Raw genomic sequence first — 20,292 nt, 5'->3', positions numbered from 1 at the left:
TGCAATGTCTTGTCGTAAAAAAATATATATAAAATAATCACAAAGCACCCACATGATAATTTTTTACGATGGTAACTGCCCCCTTTGCAGCACCGAAATGCAGCAACTAAAACACGCTGATTCTAAAAATCTAATTACGCTTGAAGATCTTAACGCGAGCGACTTTAGTGAGCGCTACTCGTATATTGATAAAGACCAAGCAATGACTTATCTGCAAGCTCAAAAGCTATCAGGTGAAATGATTTACGGGCTTGATGTAACGTACGAAGCATGGAAATTAGTGGGTAAACACGGCTGGTTGAAAATTTTTCGCTTGCCAATAATTCGCTTTTTCGCTGACTGCGGATACCTGTTATTTGCTAAGTATCGGCACCCCATCAGTCGCTTTTTAATGCCAAATACTCAGTGCAGTAACGGCCAATGTGGACTAAAAGCAAAAGGTGATAAATGAAAACCATTGTTTTATTCGGCGCAAGCAGTGCCATAGCAAATGCATATATAGAACATCTACAAATAAACACGCCTACTCATCAGATCGTTTGTATTAGTTCAAAAAGTATTGAATCTGACTCAAGTGTTGTCCACCTGCATACTGACTACACAAAACAAAGTTTAGCGCGCGTTACTAATTACCTAAAAGCGCAAAATGCCGATATACAACAAGTTATTATATTCAATGGTACACTGCACAACGAAACTCATATGCCCGAAAAAAAGCTGGAGGATTTAGACGCTGATTATTTTAGCCAACTTCTAAATTCAAACACCCTAACTCCCCTACTTTGCTTGCAGAGTATTTTGCCGCTTTTAACACATAAAACGCAGTGTACTATTACAGCACTCAGTGCGCGTGTGGGCAGCATTAACGACAATAAATTAGGCGGTTGGTATACGTATCGCGCCTCCAAGGCTGCGCTTAACATGCTATTTAAAACCGCAGCGATTGAGCTTGCACGCCGAGCTAAAAATACCAAGCTCGTTTTATTTCACCCAGGGACTACTGATACTGCGCTTTCAAAGCCATTTCAAAAAAACGTACCCGCAGGAAAACTCTTTACAGCTGAATTTGTAGCTAAGCAGCTTTTTACACTTACTTTTAATAACCCTCATTTAGAACTCAATGGTGAGCCTGCCTACTTAGATTGGCAAGGCGAAACTATACCGTGGTAAGGACCTTTAATGCATTTTACTAAAGAGCGCATAAACGCACTTGAAAAACACACCCGTACTCATTTAATTAATTCGCTTTCGGGTTTTAAAAGCGCCAACTTAATTGGCACGCAAGACAAACAAGGCAATACTAATCTCGCCATTGTTAGCTCTGTTATTCATTTAGGTGCTCACCCTCCGCTAGTTGGCATGATAATGCGACCAAATAGCGCGCCTCGACATACGTTCGAAAACATAATCGAAACAGGTAGTTACACCATTAACCAGGTTAATAAAGCGATTTATAAGCAAGCCCATCAAACTTCAGCTCGTTACGATAAAAATGAGTCTGAGTTTGATACGACGGGGTTAACGCCCGAATACTTAAACGACTTTGCAGCGCCTTTTGTTAAAGAAAGCCGCTTAAAGTACTCGGTTAAATTTGTAGAAAACCAACATTTAGCCATCAATGGCACAGAGCTTGTAATCGGTGAAATCACTGATGTGTATTTAGATGAAGTAGCACTTCAAAGTGATGGCTTTTTAGATTTACAGGCTATTGAAACGGTGGCAGTAACCGGGCTTGATAGCTACCACACAAGTAATAAACTCACGCGTTTACCTTACGCTAAAAAATAATATGCCATTTTAAGAGGCTATAAACTAATAGCCTCTTATCGCATAACATTGAATTTTACCTTGGTATTAATCACACTAGCTAAAAATCCAAGGAGAAAAACATGACCACCATAGGTATAGGTACACAATCAAGCGAGCAAGCGCTGGCAAGCCTAAGTAACATGACGCAAACGCTGACCCCTATCGCAGCTGACGAACATTTAGAGCGCATAGCCAAGGCTCAAGCGTATATGCTAGCAAACAACATAGATGCAATTTATTTAAACGCTGGCACCAACCTTACCTACTTTACAGGCATGAAATGGTACGCGAGCGAACGTATGGTTGGCGCGATATTACCCGCCCTTGGTGAAGTACAATACATTGCGCCTTATTTCGAAATTGGTTCACTAAACGGGTTTAAAGTAATAGATGGGCCTATTCATGGGTGGCAAGAGCACGAAAATCCTTATGCACTTTTTGTCGAAGTATTAAAAAAGTTAAACATTAATGAAAACGCAACTATTGGCATTGATGAAAGCGCACAATTTTTTATATTCGACGGCATTAATAAAGCACAAATGGGTTTAACCCTCATAAATGCACAACCTGTAACGGCGCATTGCCGTATGCATAAATCAGTTCATGAACTTAGCTTAATGCAACGCGCGATGGACATGACCTTAGCCGTACATCAAGCCACAGCAAGCATGCTTTATGAGGGAATAACCACCACCGAAGTAGAAGCTTTTATTAAGCAAGCACACCAAAAAGTAGGTGCACCAGGTAACTATTTTTGTATTGTTTTATTTGGTGTTGCAACGTCTTTCCCGCACGGTGTTAAAGATGCCCAAATACTTAAAAAAGGCGATATGGTACTAATTGATACTGGCTGTAAAGTACACGATTACCTATCAGATATAACCCGTACCTATGTATTTGGCGAACCAACAATGCGCCAACGTATGTTTTGGGATCATGAAAAAGCAGCGCAAATGGCGGCATTTAATGCAGCTAAAATTGGTGCTACGTGCGAAGACGTTGACGCGGGCGCACGTAACTATTTAGCAGCGCAAGGGCTAGGCCCGCAGTACCAAACACCGGGTTGCCCGCATCGAACGGGGCACGGCATTGGGCTAGACATTCATGAATGGCCATATTTAGTTGGCGGTGATAAAACCCCACTTGCCCCTGGCATGTGCTTTAGTAACGAACCAATGTTAGTTATACCCGATGAATTTGGCGTGCGTTTAGAAGATCATTTTTACATGACCGACAACGGCCCTCATTGGTTTACACAACCAAGTTATAGCATTGACGACCCATTTGGGCTTAACGCTTAAAACTGAATACCTTCAAGAGCAGCTGTTTAGCTGCTCTTTTTAGTTTGGTATTGATAAAGTGCAGTTCATCCCAATATCCCCTGTTATACCAAAGCAATCCTCAAAAGGATAAATATGAAAAACTTTAAAATTGATATCGTCTCAGACGTAATGTGCCCTTGGTGTGTAGTGGGTTATAAAAACCTAGAAACTGCACTAGAGCAACTCAAAGACGAAATGAGCGCAGATATTACGTGGCATCCTTTTGAACTAAACCCAGATATGCCAATTGAAGGTCAAGACTTAAACGAACATTTAATGCAAAAGTACAACCTAACAGAAGAGCAAGGCGACGAAAATCGTAAAAACATGTTCGAAGCAGGAAAGCGTGCTGGATTCACCTTTAATTTTGATGGCAAACGCATCATGATCAACAGCTTTGATTTGCATCGTTTATTAATGTGGGCACGTGAAGAAGGTAAGCAAACCGAATTAAAACTTGCCTTTTTTGAAGCGCACTTCACTGATTTAAAATACTTAAATCAAGAAGAAGCACTACTCGACGTTGTTGAAAAAGTAGGTCTTGATAAAGAAACTGCGCGCGGTATTCTACATTCAGACAAATACGTACAAGACGTACGCCAAGAGCAAGACAACTTTAAACAAATGGGTATTACGTCAGTACCTACATTTATCATAAACGATAAGTATGCACTTACTGGCGGACAACCAAGCGAATCATTCATTCAAGCACTAAAACAAATTAGTGAAGAAGAAGCCAAGCAAGACGCTTAATATACAAATAAAGTTTAAAACTAAAAAAGGCTGCTTATTGCAGCCTTCTTCTATATAGCGCAGACTACTTCTTACTTAAAAATAAACTAAGTACGATAAAGTACTTTAATTACATGCCAGCCAAATTTGGTTTTAACTAGGTGGGGTTCTAAAATTTCGCCTTTAAATGCAACCTTATCGAACTGTGGTAGATATTAAGCAAGACAGGCACCTATTTTTAACAAGCAAAACTATCCTAATTAAGATGGGTGCCACGTTAATTTTTTATGAAACTACTTAACCTTACAAAGAGTTAGCACAATCAATATATTTATTTGCCATTTTAAACAATTGAGTATGTTCAGAGCTTGTCATTTCTAATAGTAACTTTAACATTTTTTTGTCCTTAGCACTTGTAGCAACAAATATTGGGCTTTCTATAAATCTCCGTTTTGAAAATAAGGATATGTCGTTACTTAGCAAATACCTGACACCTTCATAGTTTGAACGATAAACAGCCATATCAAGCAAAACATCCCCATATTTATGAAAAATATTACTTTTTTCAAATTCCATTTCATTATTCATCAGTCTCTTCAATACCTTACTTGGGAAATCATACTCCCTCATAAGTTCATGTCCCAATTCTCGTCGGGCAAGTTCGCCGACCTCACTCAAGTCAGCCGTTTGAACCATCTCTGCATACTTTGAGCAAGACCAGACATTATTTGCACACAGTAAAAGTATTGGGACAATATATTTTACTAATCGTATGTTACCAAGGGACATAATCAACCTATACTCCTGTAATTCTGTGGTATTTGAACTGATGTTTTACTGGTATATAAGTGGGCGCAGACAAGCCTAAAATTAAGATGGGTGTCACGTTAATTTTTTCGCATTAATGCGTACAAGTATCCCAGAACTAATGCTGGTAATATTTGTGATTTCCTCACTAACACTACCTTTACCAACAGCAACAATTGAACCAGTAAAAATAACTATTATAACAAAAAAGCAAAAAGAGACCTGGACCTATTTATTTTCATTAAGTATTTTTATTGCATATTCATGTCCATTTTCAGCCGCTTTTTTTAAATAATAATCCGCATAAATACTATTTTTTAACGGAGAGTCTCGCAGGCCGTATACTCCAAAAAAAAGATAATATAAGTTCTTATACATATCATTTGAAAAACCTTGCTTATCAGCTCTGTTTGATAGATAAGAAACCATTTTAAATAGTGATTCTGAATCATTCTTTTTCATTGCTTCATCTAAAGTCAATTGACCGAATAATATAGCAGCCTCATCATCACCCACATCAGATGCTTTACGTAAGGAATTTTTTAGAAAAGCAATATCACCATATTTTCCAAGTTGATATGCATAATATAAATTTACACTAGAATCTAAAATACCTTCCTCAAAAGATAACTCTAGTAGCTTGGTACCTTTATATACATCTTCTGCTTTTTCACTTGTAATTAAAAAACTACCCAGAATATGCTTTGCTCTTATATTCCCTAAATCCGATGAAATTGAAAGCATTTTTCTAGCTTCTTTATAATCTGGATTTTGGTTGTATGCTCCCAAATATAAAATGTAACCAGACAGAAAATACGCAGTGCTGTCATTCTGCAATATCCCTTGTTCTAGTATATTAGAAACATCTTTCCATTCGAGTTCCTGTTGTGCGTCAATATCATCCTTTATCAACTCTAAAGTAACATTCTCACTACAATTACCCTTTGCTTGATGGCAAAAAAATACTACTAACAATATAAAAAATAAAAACTTACTCAATTAATCCCCCAGCGGTCCCTTAGACTGATTATAAAACGACTCTATGAAAGCACTGCTTATTACGTTAAAATTTTCTACTACAGGATAACTATAACTCATATAGCCTTCAGCAGTTCCAATGGTAGCTGAAGCTTCAACTCCAACGTACCCCATACAAGAAATTAGGATGACAGCCATCTTAATTTAACCACAAAACTGTGCCACTAAATTTAATCTTTTTGGCAAAGATTTCATCTTTTTTACTCCGTTCTTCGCTAAGAAAATTAGGATGGATGTTAACGTTATTTTTTTATCGTCAACATACAGTAATAAGGAGGTGTTATTATTCACAGTAGTATAAAGGACTTAACTTCAACCCACCCTCTTCGATTCCCGTAAATAATTTTCACCACATAAAATTATGCAGGATGTCATCATTATTTTTTAGTAACTCTGCTTTTCAAAAAGATTGCGACGCACCATTACAGTGATATTAAATAAGATGAAAAGCATTAATTTTTTATGTTTATAAACTAACTCGTTTTGACTAAAAGGGAACGCCTATATGTGTCTTTGTTATTTCCTTTATTTATACTTATCAATAAAATAACCTAATTTATATGCGACTAAAAATGTAACTATCAGTATAGCCAAGGATATACTCAACCTTTTGAAGGCAATTAACTTCAGTTCAATAGGATTAAGTAAAGCAGCTAATAAATTGCCGAGCACACTTAAAAATGATAGTAAGAATAAAAATAAAAGAACGAAACCAATAATTTTTTCAATCATTTAATTACCATATATAGATTCTTGGCTAAGTAATAGTTGCTTCAAAAACCAAAGTAGACTGCCACATTAATTGGACTAACAAAACTGCGCCACTAAATTTACTTTTTTGGCTAAAGTTTATTTTTCATTCCATTTTTCGCTAAGGAAATTAGGATGGGTGTTAGATTTATCATTCGAGTACCGATTACCTGTAACAACACGACAAGCTAATCAAGCATTTTAGCTGAGGGGTAGGCTGAAATAAAAATATAAAAAGCCAGAAAGTTTCTGGCTTTCAAATAACAATTTAAGATGAAAGGATGCTTATCGCTGATAACACATATTTACCATTTCTTTTTAGGAGCAAATAATATATCCAAGTCGTCCTGCTCTTGTTCGTTTTTCTTTTTAAGCGCATTAGCATTTGATGCTCGAAGCTCTACACTAATTGCTTCTAGATAACCTTCCACTTCTTGACGTTTAGCTGAAACATATTCGTCCGAATAAGTAACCCCGTTAAGAGTAACCTGGGCTTTTTCAAAATATTGCCTAGCAGAACCTACCATGTTTGCCGAACGTGCTGATAAACCGCGTTTTATTTGGCTTTCTATATTGATACGAAGTTGAAGCTTTTCTAATCGTTTATCTTCAACCGTAAACACTTGGCTATCAACTCGCCCTTTATTGTGTTCTGAGCGTAACACTATGCGTAATTTTTTTATACCTTGGATAAGACTTACAAGCTGTTTGTCGTTACTCGGTAAAGACAGCGAGTCATTATTATTGCCTTGAACAGGTTGCGTAAGATGCTCTTTTGCTTCACTTAACCTATTTTTAAGCGCCTTTGAACCAGTGGAATTTGCCACCATAGTTTTCAGCGCTTCATAAACACGGCGTTGTAGTACGCGAATAATAGGTTCGGACAAAGGTATGTTGGCGCTATTCACAAGTGCCTCTTCAGTCTCTTCTATTATCGCCTTTTGCTTTGTAAGCTCTTTGCGACGTTCGCCTTCTTGTTTCTCTTTGTGTTGCTGTACAGCACTTACCCAAAGCGCAATCACAATAAGTGCGACTATGAGCACAATAATAATTGAAACGATCATAGTGTAATTCTCGGATTCATATCTAATTTTTTAATCTTACATTAAATATATACTAACAGGGTAGCTTTGCGCTGTTTAACTTATAAATATGCTAAAAAAGCATTACAAGGAGGACCTATTATAAGATTATCTCGGATAATCATTGCTATCTGAAGCATATTTATTGTGCTAGCCTTAGATCCCAAACAGATAAATGTGTATGCCTAAAACTCAAGGTGAATTTTAAAATTAAAAACGCTTGGGTTTAACACGTATTACCTTTATAAATTATATGAATAACAACGTTAAAATATGCAGCTATGAAATTACAACAACTCAGATATATCGTAGAAGTACAAAATCATAAATTAAATGTTTCAGCAACTGCTGAAAGTTTATTTACCTCTCAACCTGGTATTTCTAAACAAGTACGTATGTTAGAAGATGAGTTGGGTGTACAAATTTTTGGCCGCAGCGGTAAACATTTAACCCATGTGACGGGCGCTGGCGAAGAAATAATTAATATTTCCCGAGAAATACTTTCCAAAGTAGAAGGCATAAAAGCGGTTGCAAATGAGCATACATTACCAGATCAAGGTAAGCTTAATATTGCAACAACTCACACGCAAGCCCGCTACGCTCTTCCGAGTGTTATTCAAGGATTTATGAAGAAATATCCTGCGGTTTCACTCCATATGCACCAAGGTACACCACAACAAATATCAGACGCAGCTGCTCGTGGCGACGCTGATTTTGCAATTGCGACTGAGGCACTTCATCTTTATTCAGATTTGGTTATGTTGCCATGCTATCACTGGAATCGCAGTATTGTTGTTGCAAAAGACCATCCTCTTGCGAAAAAAGTAAATAATTTAACTGTTGCCGACATAGCGCAATATCCGCTCATTACTTACGTATTTGGCTTTACGGGTCGCTCAGAACTAGATAAAGCATTTAGTGCACATGGTCTTGAACCCCATATTGTATTTACAGCAACCGATGCTGATGTAATTAAAACCTATGTTCGTCTAGGGTTAGGGGTCGGTGTAGTCGCTTCAATGGCAATAGATCAAATAAGTGATACCGATTTAGTCTGTATTGATGCGAGCCATTTATTTGAGGCAAGTACCACTAAAATTGGATTTAGAAAAGGCAGTTTTTTACGCACTTATATGTATGACTTCATTGAGCGTTTTGCACCGCACCTAACAAAAGAACGTGTTGAACGAGCAAGTTTATTGCGTAACCAAGATGATGTAGATAAATTATTTGCAGATATCGAATTACCAGTTAAGTAATCAATAATTTAATTAGTTAAAAACCGCGTAGATATAAAATGCGGTTTTTTTTTAATACTTTATAATAGTAAACAACCCAAAATTTTAGGTTAGCGCGTGTTTATCTTCAAAGGTTAAATTTACAGCGATGTGGTCATCTCCCATATACAAGCAATCACAACGCGTAAATACCAAAAAATCATTTTATTACGTGCGATAAAGTACTTTAATTACATGCCAGCCGAATTTTGTTTTAACTAGGTGTGGCTCTAAAATTGCGCCTTTAAACGCAATTTTGTCAAACTGTGGGACCATTTGTCCGCGTCTAAATTCACCTAAGTCACCGCCTTTTTTACCCGATGGGCATGACGAATACTTTTTAGCTAAGGTTTGAAACTTTGCACCTTTACCTAATTGCTTAATAATATCTTCTGCAATCTCTTTGTGCTTAACCAAAATGTGAAGTGCATGTGCTGTGTTTGCCATGAAAAAAGCCTTTTATACCGTTAGCTAAAATTAAACGCGGCGATTTTAACACAACCTCATAAACCTAGCATCTACTTATACTGCAGTGTATTAACCACTAATTTATAAATAATGTTTAGCATCCTCTGGGTTGGGAATTCTGCAATACTGATATTTACCAAATAAGGTATACCTATTCAAAGCAACCCTATCGTATAACCAATTATTAAACCTATTTGGCAAAATACTAAATACGTTTACTAGCTTATATGGGTAACCTAGCTGCTTAACAACGTTAAAAAAAGCATGGCTTTGCGTATACGCTTTGCCGTTTTCTAGGTAAACCATTGAAGCATATTCAATTGTTGAAAAACCAAAATGCGTTAACAACAGTTCCCCTTTTGGAGATTGCACGCTGCATAATTTAAAAATAGTATTAGTGTCGTGAGTAATAATAAAGTTACACCACGCGCTGCAAAGCTTACATTGCGCATCAAATAAAATAATTTTTTGATTTTGCATTAATATAGCTGCATCATCGCTCATAACACTTTCCTTAAATTAAGTACTAAATTACTGCTGCACCGGCTTTTTTTGTAACTTGCGCTGCAAAGTACGTCTATGCATATTAAGTTGCCTCGCGGTAACCGACACATTGCCATTATTACTGTGTAATACTTGTTGAATATGCTCCCACTCTAAACGCTCTGGCGACATAACCGCATCATCAATAACATTCGATGCCGATGCCACAGGCTCGGTGTTAAGCGCTTTTAATAATGTTGCCATATCAACCGGCTTAGTAAGGTAATCGTTTGCGCCTAACCGCATTGCCTCTACTGCGGTTACAATACTTGCAAACCCAGTTAGTAAAACAATATGAGTTTGGGGGAGCAAACTACGCAGCGGCTTTATGAGTGCAAGTCCGTTATCGTCACCTAGTTTCATGTCTAATAAAATAAAGTCGGGCAATAGTTTACGCGCGGTAAGTAACGCATCACTTTGGTTATGCGCCACCTCGCAGGTAAAGCCTTGTTTAGTTAAGCGCCTTGCCAGTGTGCAGGCTAAATTAATGTCGTCTTCAATTATAAGTAACTTCATGAGGCGTTATCCTCAGTGTTTACAATAGCGAGTTTAACTTTGGCGACAGCGCCGCCATCAGCATGGTTAAACAAAGTAAGTGAGCCATTTAAACGCTCAAAAGTAACGTTTGATAAAAGCACAGCAAGCCCCATTCCCTGATCGCTTGGCATAAGTTGCCCGCCAAGCTCTGCTAATTGCGATGATGAAAAGCCACGGCCAAAATCGCGAATTAACAAGTAAACGCATTCACTATGTAAGTTATCTTGCTGCCAACTCAGCTCTAATTGAGTTTGGCCTTGTTTTTGATTAGCTAGCGCGGCGTTTTGCAATAAATTTAAAATAGCAGGCAATAACATCGCATCACTCAATAGCGTTGCCGCAATAGGTGGCGTAATCCATTTAATTTGTTGATCAGGGTATTGCAGTAAAAGTGTATCTGTAATTTGTGTTTGCAGCTGCTTTGCCGTTACATGCTCTTGTGAATTTTTAAGGCGTAACTGCCTTGAGAGCTTTCTAAAGTCGTTAAGTTGTGTACTGCACTGAGTAAGCGGCGCTTGCATGTGCTTAACAATAGGGTTGTTTGGTTGATCTTCTAATAACTCTTCAAACAGTAACTGTAAGTTTGCAATTGGGGTCGCTAGTTGATGGGTTATTTGTGCTGCGGCCCCATCAAGGGTAACAAGCTGTTCATTACGCAATTGTTTTTCACGCACGTTTGCAATAATTCGCTCTCGCTCTTTAAGTGCCCTGCTCATTGCGCCAATAACAAGTGCAATTACGCTGGCACTTAAAACAAAATTAACCCACATGCCAATAAAATGACCACTCATATTCATTTGATGCATACTGTGATCGGGCATCTTTATAAGTAAAAAACTGTATGCGGCAATGGCTAATACCGCAATATAAGCTAATCCTTTTTCTCGCAGCGTAACAGCAGCGATCATTATCGGGAGCAATAACAGTGATACAAATGCATTGGTCGCACCGCCGCTTAGCGATAGCAAAACCGTTAAAAATAATACATCAGCGGTTAACTGCATCAACATACCCAAAGGTTTAGCACGGCTTACATTTCGATAAGCAAATAGGCTAATAAGCTGAAACACAGCCTCAACGGCAATAACAATAAGTAAAGGCAGTAATGCAATTTGATGTTCTAATAAAAAATAAACGCTAAGCACCGCAATTAATTGCACGGCAATAGCGCCGCTTCGCAGCATTAATAGTCGACTAATGGTGGGGTCGGTACGCATTAACAAGAGGTAATTGCCCAATCAAATGTTTAATAAGGTTATTTTAACGGTTATGTGATTTTTAATCATCATCCATCGAAATTGAAAAAGGTGCACAAGGCGTTCCTTGGTGAAACACCATTTTCCATTGCCCGTTAGTTTGCCGCCAAAGCGACATACGCAATGAATAATTAAACTCAGCGCGAGCAGAGCGCCTATAAGCTGCTTGATAACTAAGTTGCACTACATCATCGCTCAGCATTCGGCCCTTAAAATGCTGATTATAAAACTGTGGCACAACCTCGGTAGGTAAACGAGTTAGTACTTGGTATTTATTAAATGTAGTGCCATTGGCAGCAATTTCGATAAATTCATCATCGAGTAAAGCATCTAATGCGCGCTCAGATTGGCGAACTTCTGGGTCTAGTAACTGGCGCTCAGCGTCAATCAAATGATTAAACAACGACACTTTTATTTTGCTGCTCATAACCTTCCCTATTGTTTATAAACTTGCCCAGCTTTCATAACAAATTGTACGTTTTTAAGTACGTCGATATTTTTAAGCGGTGAGCCATTCACACTGATAATATCTGCTTGTTTACCAACACTCAAGTCGCCAATGAGTGCGCTTTGTCCCAGCAGTTTAGCTGCATGTATGGTTGCTGATTTAATCGCTTGGGCTTCGCTCATACCATTGTTTACCATTAAACTAAATTCGTTAGCATTGAGCCCATGACGCGACACCCCAGAGTCTGTTCCAAAAGCTATATTAACCTTATTTTTCAGTGCAAGTTTAAACGAAGCCTGCATTTTTGGAGTCACTTCACGCACTTTGTCGGCTATTGCCGGTGGCATATTTGGGTTTGTAAGCACCTCTTCACTTACCGTTGCCCCCGCTAAAAGCGTCGGTACTAAATAAGCTCCCGTTTTTTTAAATAACTTTATTGCCTCTTTATCTAAGTAAGAGCCATGCTCAATAGAATCTACGCCGGCTTTTAAGGCCGCTTTTATACCTTGTGTACCGTGTGCATGCGCTGTAACTTTACGCCCTAAGTGGTGAGCCGTATCAACAATTGCAACTAGCTCTGCATCTGTAAGTTGTTGGTTAACACCAGCAGCGGTATTACTTAGTACCCCACCTGTGGCAGTAATTTTAATTACATCAGCGCCACTTTTAATTACCTCGCGTACCGCACGGCTACAATCATCCGCGCCATTACAAATACCAATCCCGCCTGTAACCGCATCTGTAATATCTTTTCGATATCCGTGCATATCTGCGTGTCCACCAGTAGGCGATATTGTATTACCCGCTGCAAAAATGCGAGGGCCGTTAATATCATTTCGCTCAATAGCGCGCTTTAGCGGAAATATTACTTTGTGATCGCTACCTAAATCTCGCACTGATGTAAAACCCGCATCGAGCGTACGTTGTAAATATTTAATTGAGCGCAAAGCATAATCGGCATCATATTCTGTAGCCCAGCGGTGAGGGTTTGCTTTTGAATCTCGCTCAAACGTAACGTGAACATGCATATCAATAAGACCAGGCATTACAAATTGATTTTTAAGATTGATAATATCGGCATCAGGTAGATTAAGTTCTGCTTTTGTGAGGTAGCCGTTTTTAATAGCTGTTATTGTATTATCTGTTATGACTAACGTTTGCTCTGTTTTTACTTTTTGATCCTCGGATGCAAGTAAACTGCCCGCATAAATAATTTTATGCTGTTGAGCAAAAGCCCCATTTGCTATTAATGCCAGTGTTATTGCAGTGAATGTTGTTATTAGTGTTGTTTTCATACTTGCTCCTTTTTTATACTAGCATTACCTTAAATAACCTGTAATTGCGAATATTTACGATACAAAGCATGCTATAAACTAGTCTTGAAAGCCGTTTTTTGGTATAACTCCCCCATTAGTAATACATGTCAGACCACCTTAAGAGAACATACTATGCCTTACGCACATATCACTGGTTGGGGTAAATGCATTCCACCAGCAAGCATTAGCAACGATGAAATTAGTGAAATAGTTGATACCACCGACGAGTGGATAACCACGCGTACTGGCATTAAATCTCGCCGAGTGAGCCATGTAAGTACCGCCGAGCTGGCAACTGTTGCTGCTAAGCATGCTATTGCGTGCGCAGGCGTTGATCCTAAAGATATTGATTTAGTGATATTAGCAACCTGTACACCTTCTACCGTTGTGGCAAATACCGCCTCACAAGTGCAAAAAAATATTGGTGCAACAGGCGCTGCCGCAATGGATACAAACGCGGCATGCTCGGGCTTTTTATATGCGTTGCAAGCTGCTACAGCACAAATTCAAGCGGGTATGATTAAAAAAGCAGTGGTCATTGCCGCTGAGCGTATGACCTGGTACGTAAACTGGGCACGTCGCGACAGCGCTGTTTTATTTGGCGATGGCGCAGGTGCAGTAATACTTGAAGCAGCAGATACGCCTGCTGGTTTACTTGGTACCAAAACCGGTTGCGACAGCGAAGACCGCGATATTTTACACATCACCAACTTTGGTAGCGATTTAAATAAGTATGAGCCAATTGGCCCTTCTGATTTATTATTTGAAGGTCGTGAAATTTTTAAACGTGCTGTAAAAGGTATGAGTGAAGCTTGCGACGACGTACTTAAACAAGCCGATTTAAGCCTTGATGACATTAATGTACTTGTACCACACCAAGCTAACTTACGTATTATTCAGGCTATTCAGCATCGTTTAAAAGTACCTGACGAAAAAGTAATGGTTAACATTGGTGAGTATGGTAATACCTCTGCTGCTACGATTGCTATTGCGTTATGTGAAGCCGTTGAGCAAGGGTTAATTAAACCGCATTCAAATATTATGTCTGCTGCCTTTGGTGCAGGCCTTACGTGGGCTGCAAGTTACATAAAATGGGGCGAACGTGTAACGCCTATTAGTGTAAGCGATGCTGCTTTACCGCCGTGTGATAAAACTGGTTTAGAGCTTGTAGCACCGGCTGTTAAAGCATGTAAAGAAGCCGAGAAAAGCTAACGCAGCATATAATAAGCCACATTTAAAACGCACTTCATTAAGTGCGTTTTTGCTTTTTAAGGAATTAAATTTGAAACTTTTAGGTATTCACCACGCTGCGATTATTTGTAGTGACTATGCACGTTCTAAACACTTTTATAGCAATGTACTTAAACTTAACGTTATTAATGAGCACTTTAGAGCTGATCGTAATTCATATAAGTTAGATTTAGCCATGCCCGATGGTAGCCAAATAGAGCTATTTTCGTTTGATGGTTCGCCCGAAAGACCCAGCTATCCCGAGGCACAAGGCTTAAGACATTTAGCTTTTAAGGTAGCGGATATACAGATTGCAAAAACGTATTTAGAGTCGTGCGATGTAAACGTTGAGGATATTAGAGTGGATGAAATAACCGGCAAAAAGTTTACCTTTTTTGCCGATCCAGATAACTTGCCACTTGAGCTTTACGAGTTTTAAAACTCATAAAACTCAAGTTCTTACTATTGAATCAAAAACTTATTTATTAAAACGATTTTGTAAGTAGTTAAATACAGCACGAATACCTAATGCTTCACCACCCGTTGGACGACCTGGTAATGCACGTAAGTTCCACGCCATTACATCAAAATGTACCCACGGTGTTGTTGGTTCAACAAATTCTTTTAAGTAAAGCGCTGCAGTAATAGCACCACCAAACGGTGTGCTTGCACAGTTTGCCATATCGGCTACATCACTTTTTAGTAAGTTTTTATATTGCTCAAACAACGGAAGTTGCCAAACAGGATCATGGACACTTAAACCTGCATCAATAATACCGTTTGCTACATCGCGCTCTGTTGAGAAAAAGCCCGGAAGCTCCGTGCCTAACGCAACACGACATGCACCCGTGAGGGTAGCAAAATCAATAATTAGCTCAGGGTTATCGTTTTGTGCTTCGCTTAGTGCATCACATAATACTAAACGGCCTTCAGCGTCGGTATTATCAATTTCGACCATAATGCCTTTGCGTGTTTTAACAACATCGCCAGGGCGAAATGCATTTCGCGATACCGCATTTTCAACAGCGGGTACAAGTACACGTAATCTAATTGGTAAGTTAGCTGCCATAATAAGCTGCGCTAGTGCAATTACATGCGCGGCGCCGCCCATGTCTTTTTTCATGTTACGCATGCCAGAGCTTGGTTTTAAATCAAGTCCGCCTGAGTCAAAACATACGCCCTTACCGACTAGTGTAATTAATGGAGCATCTGTTGCACCCCATTTTAAATCAAGTAAACGCGGTTTATTTTCGCTTGCACGACCCACCATATGAATAGTCGGGTAGTTTTGCTCTAGTAACTCATCGCCAACCCACTGTGAAAATTCGCCATTGTAAGTTGCAGCTAAATCTTCCATTACTTGCGATAAATGTTGCGGCATCATATCTACCGCTGGAGTATTTACTAAATCACGTGCAAGTGTAATGGCATCAGCTTGTTTGCTAATGCGTTCATATAACGCTTTATCGCTAATGGCTAATTGCGCTTTTGCTGTTGGTTTTTCTTTATATTCACTAAATTCGTAACCACCAAGTACAAACCCTAAAGCAACCTGCTCTACAAAAGCGCTGTCGCCTTGAATTTGATAAGTACCTGTAGGAAGTGTATTTGCTAAATTACCCGCAGCCCAAAAATCATCGCTGCTTTGCATTAAACAAAATACCTGGCTTAACTCGCCCGTTTTAGCATCAGGAATTAAAGCAACACCTTGCTTTTCAAAACCTGTATTAGTTAACCAATTTTGTATAAATGCAGGCTGCTGTGCGTGCCAGTCAGATAATTCGTTTTTTAAAATAAAAGATAAAGGAATACCAGAAGATGTATGACGTAGTAATGCACTCATTAAATAGCTCGTATAATATAAAAATGGTACTTAAGAGCATATCAATAAGCGCACCTAAAAGGTATCGCTAATTTAACGGTTTGTAAGATTACTTTTTAGTCTGTTTTTTTTGAGTTTCTTTTTGATTTTCTTGATTAATTTCTGCGTCGAGCTCTTTAATTGATTTGTTCATGTTAAAGGAGCTAGGTAGTACATCCACCCCAACTAAACTTCCTAATTTAACCACTAAGGGAATAGTGATAGGCGCAAATGGTAATACAGCAAATACACCCAAGCCAAGGCCCTTTAAAATATCGACAAATTGTTCGTTAGCGCGCTTTAACTCAGCTTGATTTGTTTGTCCTTGCGTATAGCGCCTATAAATAGAAAGCATTTCTTTTGTTTCTTGCTTTTCTTGAGCAAGCGCAAGTTTAAGCGCCACCATAGCACGGCGAAAACGTAGCTGTTGGCGTTTCTTGCTAATTTTAACTACCCGCCAAGGTGCACGGTGAATAACTTTATATAATCGCATAACATGCATTTTCACACAGGCATCCATGTTCACAAAGAATAATTTACTTGATTCGCCTCATCTACTATTATTTGCACCAAACTAGTGCCGAATTAATTTATTTCCATGTTCAAAAAAAATACTAAAAACATTTTAAAACCTGAAAAACCAAAATCTGATGAATGTTGTGGCGGAGGCTCTTACTGCCCGTGTGTATGGGATACATACAAAGAAAAGCTTAAAAAATGGCAGCTAACACAACCCAAAATAGATACAGTTAATTAACAAGGCCGACAGTTTAACAACCTAAAAAATGCATTAACTCCCCTTAAAAACACCATATTGCACTTAATTAGTCCATTTTACTTCTTATAACGCACCACTCTAGCTGCTTTTAGTTAATTTAAACTTTTGTTATTTAATAGTTAATTAATAATTGCTCTCGTTGTTTTTTATGTATAGTCTGTAATTAGGACTTCACTAGATGTGAGCTAAAACTCTAAGGGGTCAAGTAATTAAACTTCCTCCTGACATCCACTGTATTCCAGTCCAAAAATACAAAATAAGTAATACTTACAAAGTCTTACTAAACAAAAATTATTCTAACTGGGGAAAATTAGAATGAAATTAAAAAACAACGTACTAAATCAGGCAATTAAGTTTGCTCTAGCGACCACTACCGCTGGTTTATTCATCTCAAGCTCTGCTATTGCTGCAGATGAAGAACAAGCAAAGGCTAAAGTTAATAAAAATGTTGAAAAAATTGCTGTAGTAGGTACGCGTTCAGCTCCACGTTCAATTGGTGATTCACCGGTTCCTATCGATATTATTGGTGGTGAAGAGCTTGAAAAGTCAGGTAATACTGACATGCTTGAGCTTTTAAAAGGTGCAGTGCCATCTTTCAATGTTCACCAAAACCCTATTAGTGATGCAGCATCACTTGTTCGCCCAGCAAACTTACGTGGCTTACCATCAGACAGCACATTGGTTCTTTTAAACGGCAAACGTCGTCACCGTGCTTCTGTAATCGCATTTTTAGGTGGTGGTATTAATGATGGTGCACAAGGTGCTGATATCTCAGTTATCCCTAGTATTGCAATCAAGCAAGTAGAAGTACTTCGTGATGGCGCTGCAGCTCAGTATGGTTCTGATGCAATTGCAGGTGTAATGAACTTCCAACTTAAAGACGCGTCAGAAGGCGGTAAATTAGAAGTTCGTCACGGCCAATACTACGAAGGAGATGGCGATACAACTCAAGTATCGGGTAACATTGGTTTACCGTTTACCGACAACGGTTTTGCTAACTTAAGCTTTCAATACAAAACATCTGATGCAACTAGTCGCTCTGTACAGCGTCCTGATGCTGCTGGACTTGCAGCAGCCGGTGTTCAAGACGTATCGCCTTTAGCTCAAGTTTGGGGCGCACCAGAAGTCGATGATGATATTTCAATTTTTGGTAATGTTGGATTAGAGCTAACAAACGATTCTGAATTTTACATGTTTGGTAACTACTCTGAGCGCGATGTACGAGGTGGCTTCTATTATCGTAACCCTACATCTCGTCCAGGTGTATATGGTGGTAACATTCGCGATGTTAATGGTGTAAATATGCGCCGCCCTGGTGATGACAACCCAGTTGGACAAACTGCTTGGGATGCTGCTACACCTACTGTTTTAGTTGGATCTTTAGACGGTTATGACGCTCAATTAGATTGTCCAGTAGTAGAAATTCAAGCTAACGGTGCACCAGATCAATCTGCAATAGATTCACTAACTTCTGCTAACTGTTTTGCATTTAATGAAACACTGCCTGGCGGTTTCACACCTAACTTTGGTGGTAACATTACCGATACTTCCTTAACAATTGGTACTAAAGGCATGTTTACTGGTGGTTTCTTAAAAGATGCACTTTATGACATTAGTGGTACGGTTGGCTTTAATGAATCTCGCTACTTTATTTACGATACAGTTAATGCGTCATTAGGCTTAGACTCACCACGCGACTTTAGTCCAGGTAAATACTCGCAACTAGAGAAAAACTTCAATTTAGATATTTCTAAAGGATTTGATTTTGATTTAGCATACGATGTAAATATTGCCGGTGGTTTAGAGTGGCATGAAGAAACATTTACAGTAACATCTGGTGATGTAGCGTCATTTACTGCAGGTGAGTTTACTGAGCAAGGTTTTGGTATAGGTTCTAATGGTTTCCCTGGTTTTAAACCATCTGACGCGGGTGAATACACTCGCCGTAACTACGCTGCATTTGTTGATATTGAAGCCCCATTTACTGAAGATTTTTTAATGGGCTTAGCTTTACGTTTTGAGGATTACGACAGCTTTGGCACAACAACAAACTATAAAGTTATGGCGCAGTACCATGTAACGGAAGATTTAAACGTGCGTGGCTCTATTAGTACAGGCTTTCGTGCACCAACGGTTGGTCAAGCTAATGTAAGTAACGTACAAACAAGCTTAGACAATGGTGTATTACAAGATTCAGCACTACTTCCACCAACAAACCCTATCGCGGTACAATTAGGTGGTACAGAGCTTGAGCCAGAAGAATCTCAAAGCTACACGTTTGGCGCTGTATACACTATTGGTGATTTATTTTTAACACTTGATTACTACAATATCCAAGTAGAAGATCGCATTAGCCAATCAGATAAAATAAACTTAAGCCAAGCAGATAAAGATACACTTGAAGCAGCGGGCGTACCTAATGTACAGAGTCTTGCACAAGTAAGCTTTTTCACGAATGATTTTGATACAACAACACAAGGTATCGATTTAGTTGCAAACTATACAGCTGAATTAATGGGCGGTAGCTCTACTTTTAGCCTTGCTTACAACTGGAATGATACTGAAGTAACTCAATTTAGTGATATTACCGGTGCATTTAAAGTTAAGCGTTTAGAAGAAGACTTACCTAATCACCGTGCTACTTTCACATTGTCTCAACAGTGGGAATCTATCTCTGCATTTGCTCGTGCAAATTACTACGGCGAATACCAAGGCGTTCACGTAGATTACGATGCAACAGCAAAAACTGCTGACGCAGCTGTAACTATTGACGCTGAAATTACTTACTTCATGAATGAGTCAATTAGCTTCTCGGTTGGTGCTCAAAACTTATTTGATCAGGATGCTGAAAAACTTGATTTTGCTGAAGCAGCTGGCGCGCCAAATAACAACTGGGGTGGTAAGTATTACGAAACATCTCCGTTCGGTATTAATGGTGGCTTTTACTACGCTAAAGCAACATACACGTTCTAATACTTTTACATAAAGAAGTGGAGGCGAAATGTTAAGACATTTCGCCTTTTTTATTTTATAGTAAA

General features: G+C 38.8%; 21 protein-coding genes and 1 pseudogene. 10 read left to right on the top strand and 12 right to left on the bottom strand.

Going from position 1 to position 20,292, the window contains the following annotated elements:
• The first annotated feature begins 52 nt into the window (after positions 1–52).
• From DC53_RS10240 to DC53_RS10260, 5 genes are all read left to right on the top strand, one after another.
• Positions 53–451, top strand: coding sequence for a thiol-disulfide oxidoreductase DCC family protein (locus DC53_RS10240; RefSeq protein WP_007375566.1), 399 nt, complete (start codon positions 53–55; stop codon positions 449–451).
• Positions 448–1,170 carry an SDR family NAD(P)-dependent oxidoreductase gene (locus DC53_RS10245; RefSeq protein ID WP_033029771.1) on the top strand — a complete coding sequence of 241 codons (723 nt, stop codon included), beginning with the start codon at positions 448–450 and terminating at the stop codon, positions 1,168–1,170. The genes DC53_RS10240 and DC53_RS10245 overlap by 4 nt, the downstream gene beginning before the upstream one ends.
• Positions 1,171–1,179: 9 nt before the next feature.
• Positions 1,180–1,788 carry a flavin reductase family protein gene (locus DC53_RS10250; RefSeq protein ID WP_033029769.1) on the top strand — a complete coding sequence of 203 codons (609 nt, stop codon included), beginning with the start codon at positions 1,180–1,182 and terminating at the stop codon, positions 1,786–1,788.
• Positions 1,789–1,889: 101 nt separating this feature from the next.
• Positions 1,890–3,110: a M24 family metallopeptidase gene (locus DC53_RS10255; protein ID WP_033029765.1), complete on the top strand. Its 1,221-nt coding sequence runs from the start codon at positions 1,890–1,892 to the stop codon at positions 3,108–3,110.
• 114 nt (positions 3,111–3,224) lie between these two features.
• The gene (locus DC53_RS10260) at positions 3,225–3,884 is read left to right on the top strand and encodes a DsbA family oxidoreductase (RefSeq protein ID WP_007375570.1); all 660 of its coding nucleotides are present in this window, start codon (positions 3,225–3,227) and stop codon (positions 3,882–3,884) included.
• An 86-nt stretch (positions 3,885–3,970) separates the two neighbouring features.
• On the opposite strand, the pseudogene DC53_RS21675 reads toward DC53_RS10260, so the two are convergent.
• From DC53_RS21675 to DC53_RS10280, 4 genes and pseudogenes are all read right to left on the bottom strand, one after another.
• Positions 3,971–4,075, bottom strand: a pseudogene (locus DC53_RS21675) (peptidylprolyl isomerase); the annotation flags it as partial.
• A gap of 91 nt (positions 4,076–4,166) precedes the next feature.
• Positions 4,167–4,652 (bottom strand): ankyrin repeat domain-containing protein, encoded by a 486-nt coding sequence (locus DC53_RS10265; RefSeq protein WP_033029762.1) that lies wholly within the window; start codon positions 4,650–4,652, stop codon positions 4,167–4,169.
• A gap of 246 nt (positions 4,653–4,898) precedes the next feature.
• Positions 4,899–5,669: an SEL1-like repeat protein gene (locus tag DC53_RS10270; RefSeq protein ID WP_007375571.1), complete on the bottom strand. Its 771-nt coding sequence runs from the start codon at positions 5,667–5,669 to the stop codon at positions 4,899–4,901.
• Between the two features lie 1,094 nt (positions 5,670–6,763).
• On the bottom strand, positions 6,764–7,522 hold the full coding sequence (locus tag DC53_RS10280) for a hypothetical protein (protein ID WP_007375572.1): 759 nt from the start codon (positions 7,520–7,522) through the stop codon (positions 6,764–6,766).
• 299 nt (positions 7,523–7,821) lie between these two features.
• Here DC53_RS10280 and cysB point away from each other — a divergent pair, with 299 nt between their 5' ends.
• Positions 7,822–8,799 (top strand): HTH-type transcriptional regulator CysB, encoded by a 978-nt coding sequence (gene cysB / locus DC53_RS10285; RefSeq protein WP_007375573.1) that lies wholly within the window; start codon positions 7,822–7,824, stop codon positions 8,797–8,799.
• 186 nt (positions 8,800–8,985) lie between these two features.
• Here cysB and DC53_RS10290 read toward each other — a convergent pair whose 3' ends face one another.
• The 6 genes from DC53_RS10290 to DC53_RS10315 form a co-directional block, all read right to left on the bottom strand.
• On the bottom strand, positions 8,986–9,264 hold the full coding sequence (locus DC53_RS10290; RefSeq protein ID WP_002959014.1) for a peptidylprolyl isomerase: 279 nt from the start codon (positions 9,262–9,264) through the stop codon (positions 8,986–8,988).
• Between the two features lie 102 nt (positions 9,265–9,366).
• Positions 9,367–9,789 carry a thiol-disulfide oxidoreductase DCC family protein gene (locus tag DC53_RS10295; protein ID WP_033029751.1) on the bottom strand — a complete coding sequence of 141 codons (423 nt, stop codon included), beginning with the start codon at positions 9,787–9,789 and terminating at the stop codon, positions 9,367–9,369.
• Positions 9,790–9,816: 27 nt separating this feature from the next.
• On the bottom strand, positions 9,817–10,344 hold the full coding sequence (locus DC53_RS10300) for a response regulator transcription factor (RefSeq protein ID WP_033029748.1): 528 nt from the start codon (positions 10,342–10,344) through the stop codon (positions 9,817–9,819).
• On the bottom strand, positions 10,341–11,582 hold the full coding sequence (locus DC53_RS10305) for an ATP-binding protein (RefSeq protein ID WP_204247256.1): 1,242 nt from the start codon (positions 11,580–11,582) through the stop codon (positions 10,341–10,343). The genes DC53_RS10300 and DC53_RS10305 overlap by 4 nt, the downstream gene beginning before the upstream one ends.
• Positions 11,583–11,643: 61 nt before the next feature.
• Complete coding sequence (locus DC53_RS10310; RefSeq protein WP_007375577.1) at positions 11,644–12,048, bottom strand: nuclear transport factor 2 family protein; 405 nt, start codon at positions 12,046–12,048, stop codon at positions 11,644–11,646.
• Between the two features lie 8 nt (positions 12,049–12,056).
• Positions 12,057–13,364 (bottom strand): metal-dependent hydrolase family protein, encoded by a 1,308-nt coding sequence (locus DC53_RS10315; protein WP_033029743.1) that lies wholly within the window; start codon positions 13,362–13,364, stop codon positions 12,057–12,059.
• A gap of 153 nt (positions 13,365–13,517) precedes the next feature.
• Here DC53_RS10315 and DC53_RS10320 point away from each other — a divergent pair, with 153 nt between their 5' ends.
• Both DC53_RS10320 and gloA2 read left to right on the top strand, forming a co-directional pair.
• Complete coding sequence (locus DC53_RS10320) at positions 13,518–14,597, top strand: ketoacyl-ACP synthase III (RefSeq protein ID WP_033029741.1); 1,080 nt, start codon at positions 13,518–13,520, stop codon at positions 14,595–14,597.
• Between the two features lie 70 nt (positions 14,598–14,667).
• Positions 14,668–15,054 carry an SMU1112c/YaeR family gloxylase I-like metalloprotein gene (gloA2, locus tag DC53_RS10325; protein WP_033029738.1) on the top strand — a complete coding sequence of 129 codons (387 nt, stop codon included), beginning with the start codon at positions 14,668–14,670 and terminating at the stop codon, positions 15,052–15,054.
• Positions 15,055–15,093: 39 nt separating this feature from the next.
• Here gloA2 and DC53_RS10330 read toward each other — a convergent pair whose 3' ends face one another.
• On the bottom strand, positions 15,094–16,458 hold the full coding sequence (locus tag DC53_RS10330; protein WP_033029734.1) for a leucyl aminopeptidase family protein: 1,365 nt from the start codon (positions 16,456–16,458) through the stop codon (positions 15,094–15,096).
• Positions 16,459–16,546: 88 nt separating this feature from the next.
• A complete protein-coding gene (locus DC53_RS10335) occupies positions 16,547–16,969 on the bottom strand; it encodes a hypothetical protein (protein WP_033029877.1) in 423 nt (140 codons plus the stop codon).
• A gap of 105 nt (positions 16,970–17,074) precedes the next feature.
• Between DC53_RS10335 and DC53_RS21670 the strand changes: the two genes are divergently transcribed.
• Positions 17,075–17,233, top strand: coding sequence for an oxidoreductase-like domain-containing protein (locus DC53_RS21670; protein ID WP_081824562.1), 159 nt, complete (start codon positions 17,075–17,077; stop codon positions 17,231–17,233).
• A gap of 336 nt (positions 17,234–17,569) precedes the next feature.
• Positions 17,570–20,227: a TonB-dependent receptor plug domain-containing protein gene (locus DC53_RS10340; RefSeq protein WP_033029732.1), complete on the top strand. Its 2,658-nt coding sequence runs from the start codon at positions 17,570–17,572 to the stop codon at positions 20,225–20,227.
• Positions 20,228–20,292: the final 65 nt, after the last annotated feature.

The organism is Pseudoalteromonas fuliginea (genome assembly GCF_000690055.1).
Taxonomy (GTDB): Bacteria; Pseudomonadota; Gammaproteobacteria; order Enterobacterales; family Alteromonadaceae; genus Pseudoalteromonas; species Pseudoalteromonas fuliginea.
Note: the sequence above shows the minus strand (reverse complement) of the source record. Positions and strands in the feature narration are given on the sequence as shown.

Bases quoted from the DNA above. Each gene is read 5' to 3' on its own strand.
- DC53_RS10240 (WP_007375566.1), top strand. From the start codon at position 53: ATGATAATTTTTTACGATGGTAACTGCCCCCTTTGCAGCACCGAAATG.
- DC53_RS10245 (WP_033029771.1), top strand. From the start codon at position 448: ATGAAAACCATTGTTTTATTCGGCGCAAGCAGTGCCATAGCAAATGCA.
- DC53_RS10250 (WP_033029769.1), top strand. From the start codon at position 1,180: ATGCATTTTACTAAAGAGCGCATAAACGCACTTGAAAAACACACCCGT.
- DC53_RS10255 (WP_033029765.1), top strand. From the start codon at position 1,890: ATGACCACCATAGGTATAGGTACACAATCAAGCGAGCAAGCGCTGGCA.
- DC53_RS10260 (WP_007375570.1), top strand. From the start codon at position 3,225: ATGAAAAACTTTAAAATTGATATCGTCTCAGACGTAATGTGCCCTTGG.
- DC53_RS10265 (WP_033029762.1), bottom strand. From the start codon at position 4,652: ATGTCCCTTGGTAACATACGATTAGTAAAATATATTGTCCCAATACTT.
- DC53_RS10280 (WP_007375572.1), bottom strand. From the start codon at position 7,522: ATGATCGTTTCAATTATTATTGTGCTCATAGTCGCACTTATTGTGATT.
- cysB (WP_007375573.1), top strand. From the start codon at position 7,822: ATGAAATTACAACAACTCAGATATATCGTAGAAGTACAAAATCATAAA.
- DC53_RS10290 (WP_002959014.1), bottom strand. From the start codon at position 9,264: ATGGCAAACACAGCACATGCACTTCACATTTTGGTTAAGCACAAAGAG.
- DC53_RS10295 (WP_033029751.1), bottom strand. From the start codon at position 9,789: ATGAGCGATGATGCAGCTATATTAATGCAAAATCAAAAAATTATTTTA.
- DC53_RS10300 (WP_033029748.1), bottom strand. From the start codon at position 10,344: ATGAAGTTACTTATAATTGAAGACGACATTAATTTAGCCTGCACACTG.
- DC53_RS10305 (WP_204247256.1), bottom strand. From the start codon at position 11,582: ATGCGTACCGACCCCACCATTAGTCGACTATTAATGCTGCGAAGCGGC.
- DC53_RS10310 (WP_007375577.1), bottom strand. From the start codon at position 12,048: ATGAGCAGCAAAATAAAAGTGTCGTTGTTTAATCATTTGATTGACGCT.
- DC53_RS10315 (WP_033029743.1), bottom strand. From the start codon at position 13,364: ATGAAAACAACACTAATAACAACATTCACTGCAATAACACTGGCATTA.
- DC53_RS10320 (WP_033029741.1), top strand. From the start codon at position 13,518: ATGCCTTACGCACATATCACTGGTTGGGGTAAATGCATTCCACCAGCA.
- DC53_RS10330 (WP_033029734.1), bottom strand. From the start codon at position 16,458: ATGAGTGCATTACTACGTCATACATCTTCTGGTATTCCTTTATCTTTT.
- DC53_RS10335 (WP_033029877.1), bottom strand. From the start codon at position 16,969: ATGCGATTATATAAAGTTATTCACCGTGCACCTTGGCGGGTAGTTAAA.
- DC53_RS21670 (WP_081824562.1), top strand. From the start codon at position 17,075: ATGTTCAAAAAAAATACTAAAAACATTTTAAAACCTGAAAAACCAAAA.
- DC53_RS10340 (WP_033029732.1), top strand. From the start codon at position 17,570: ATGAAATTAAAAAACAACGTACTAAATCAGGCAATTAAGTTTGCTCTA.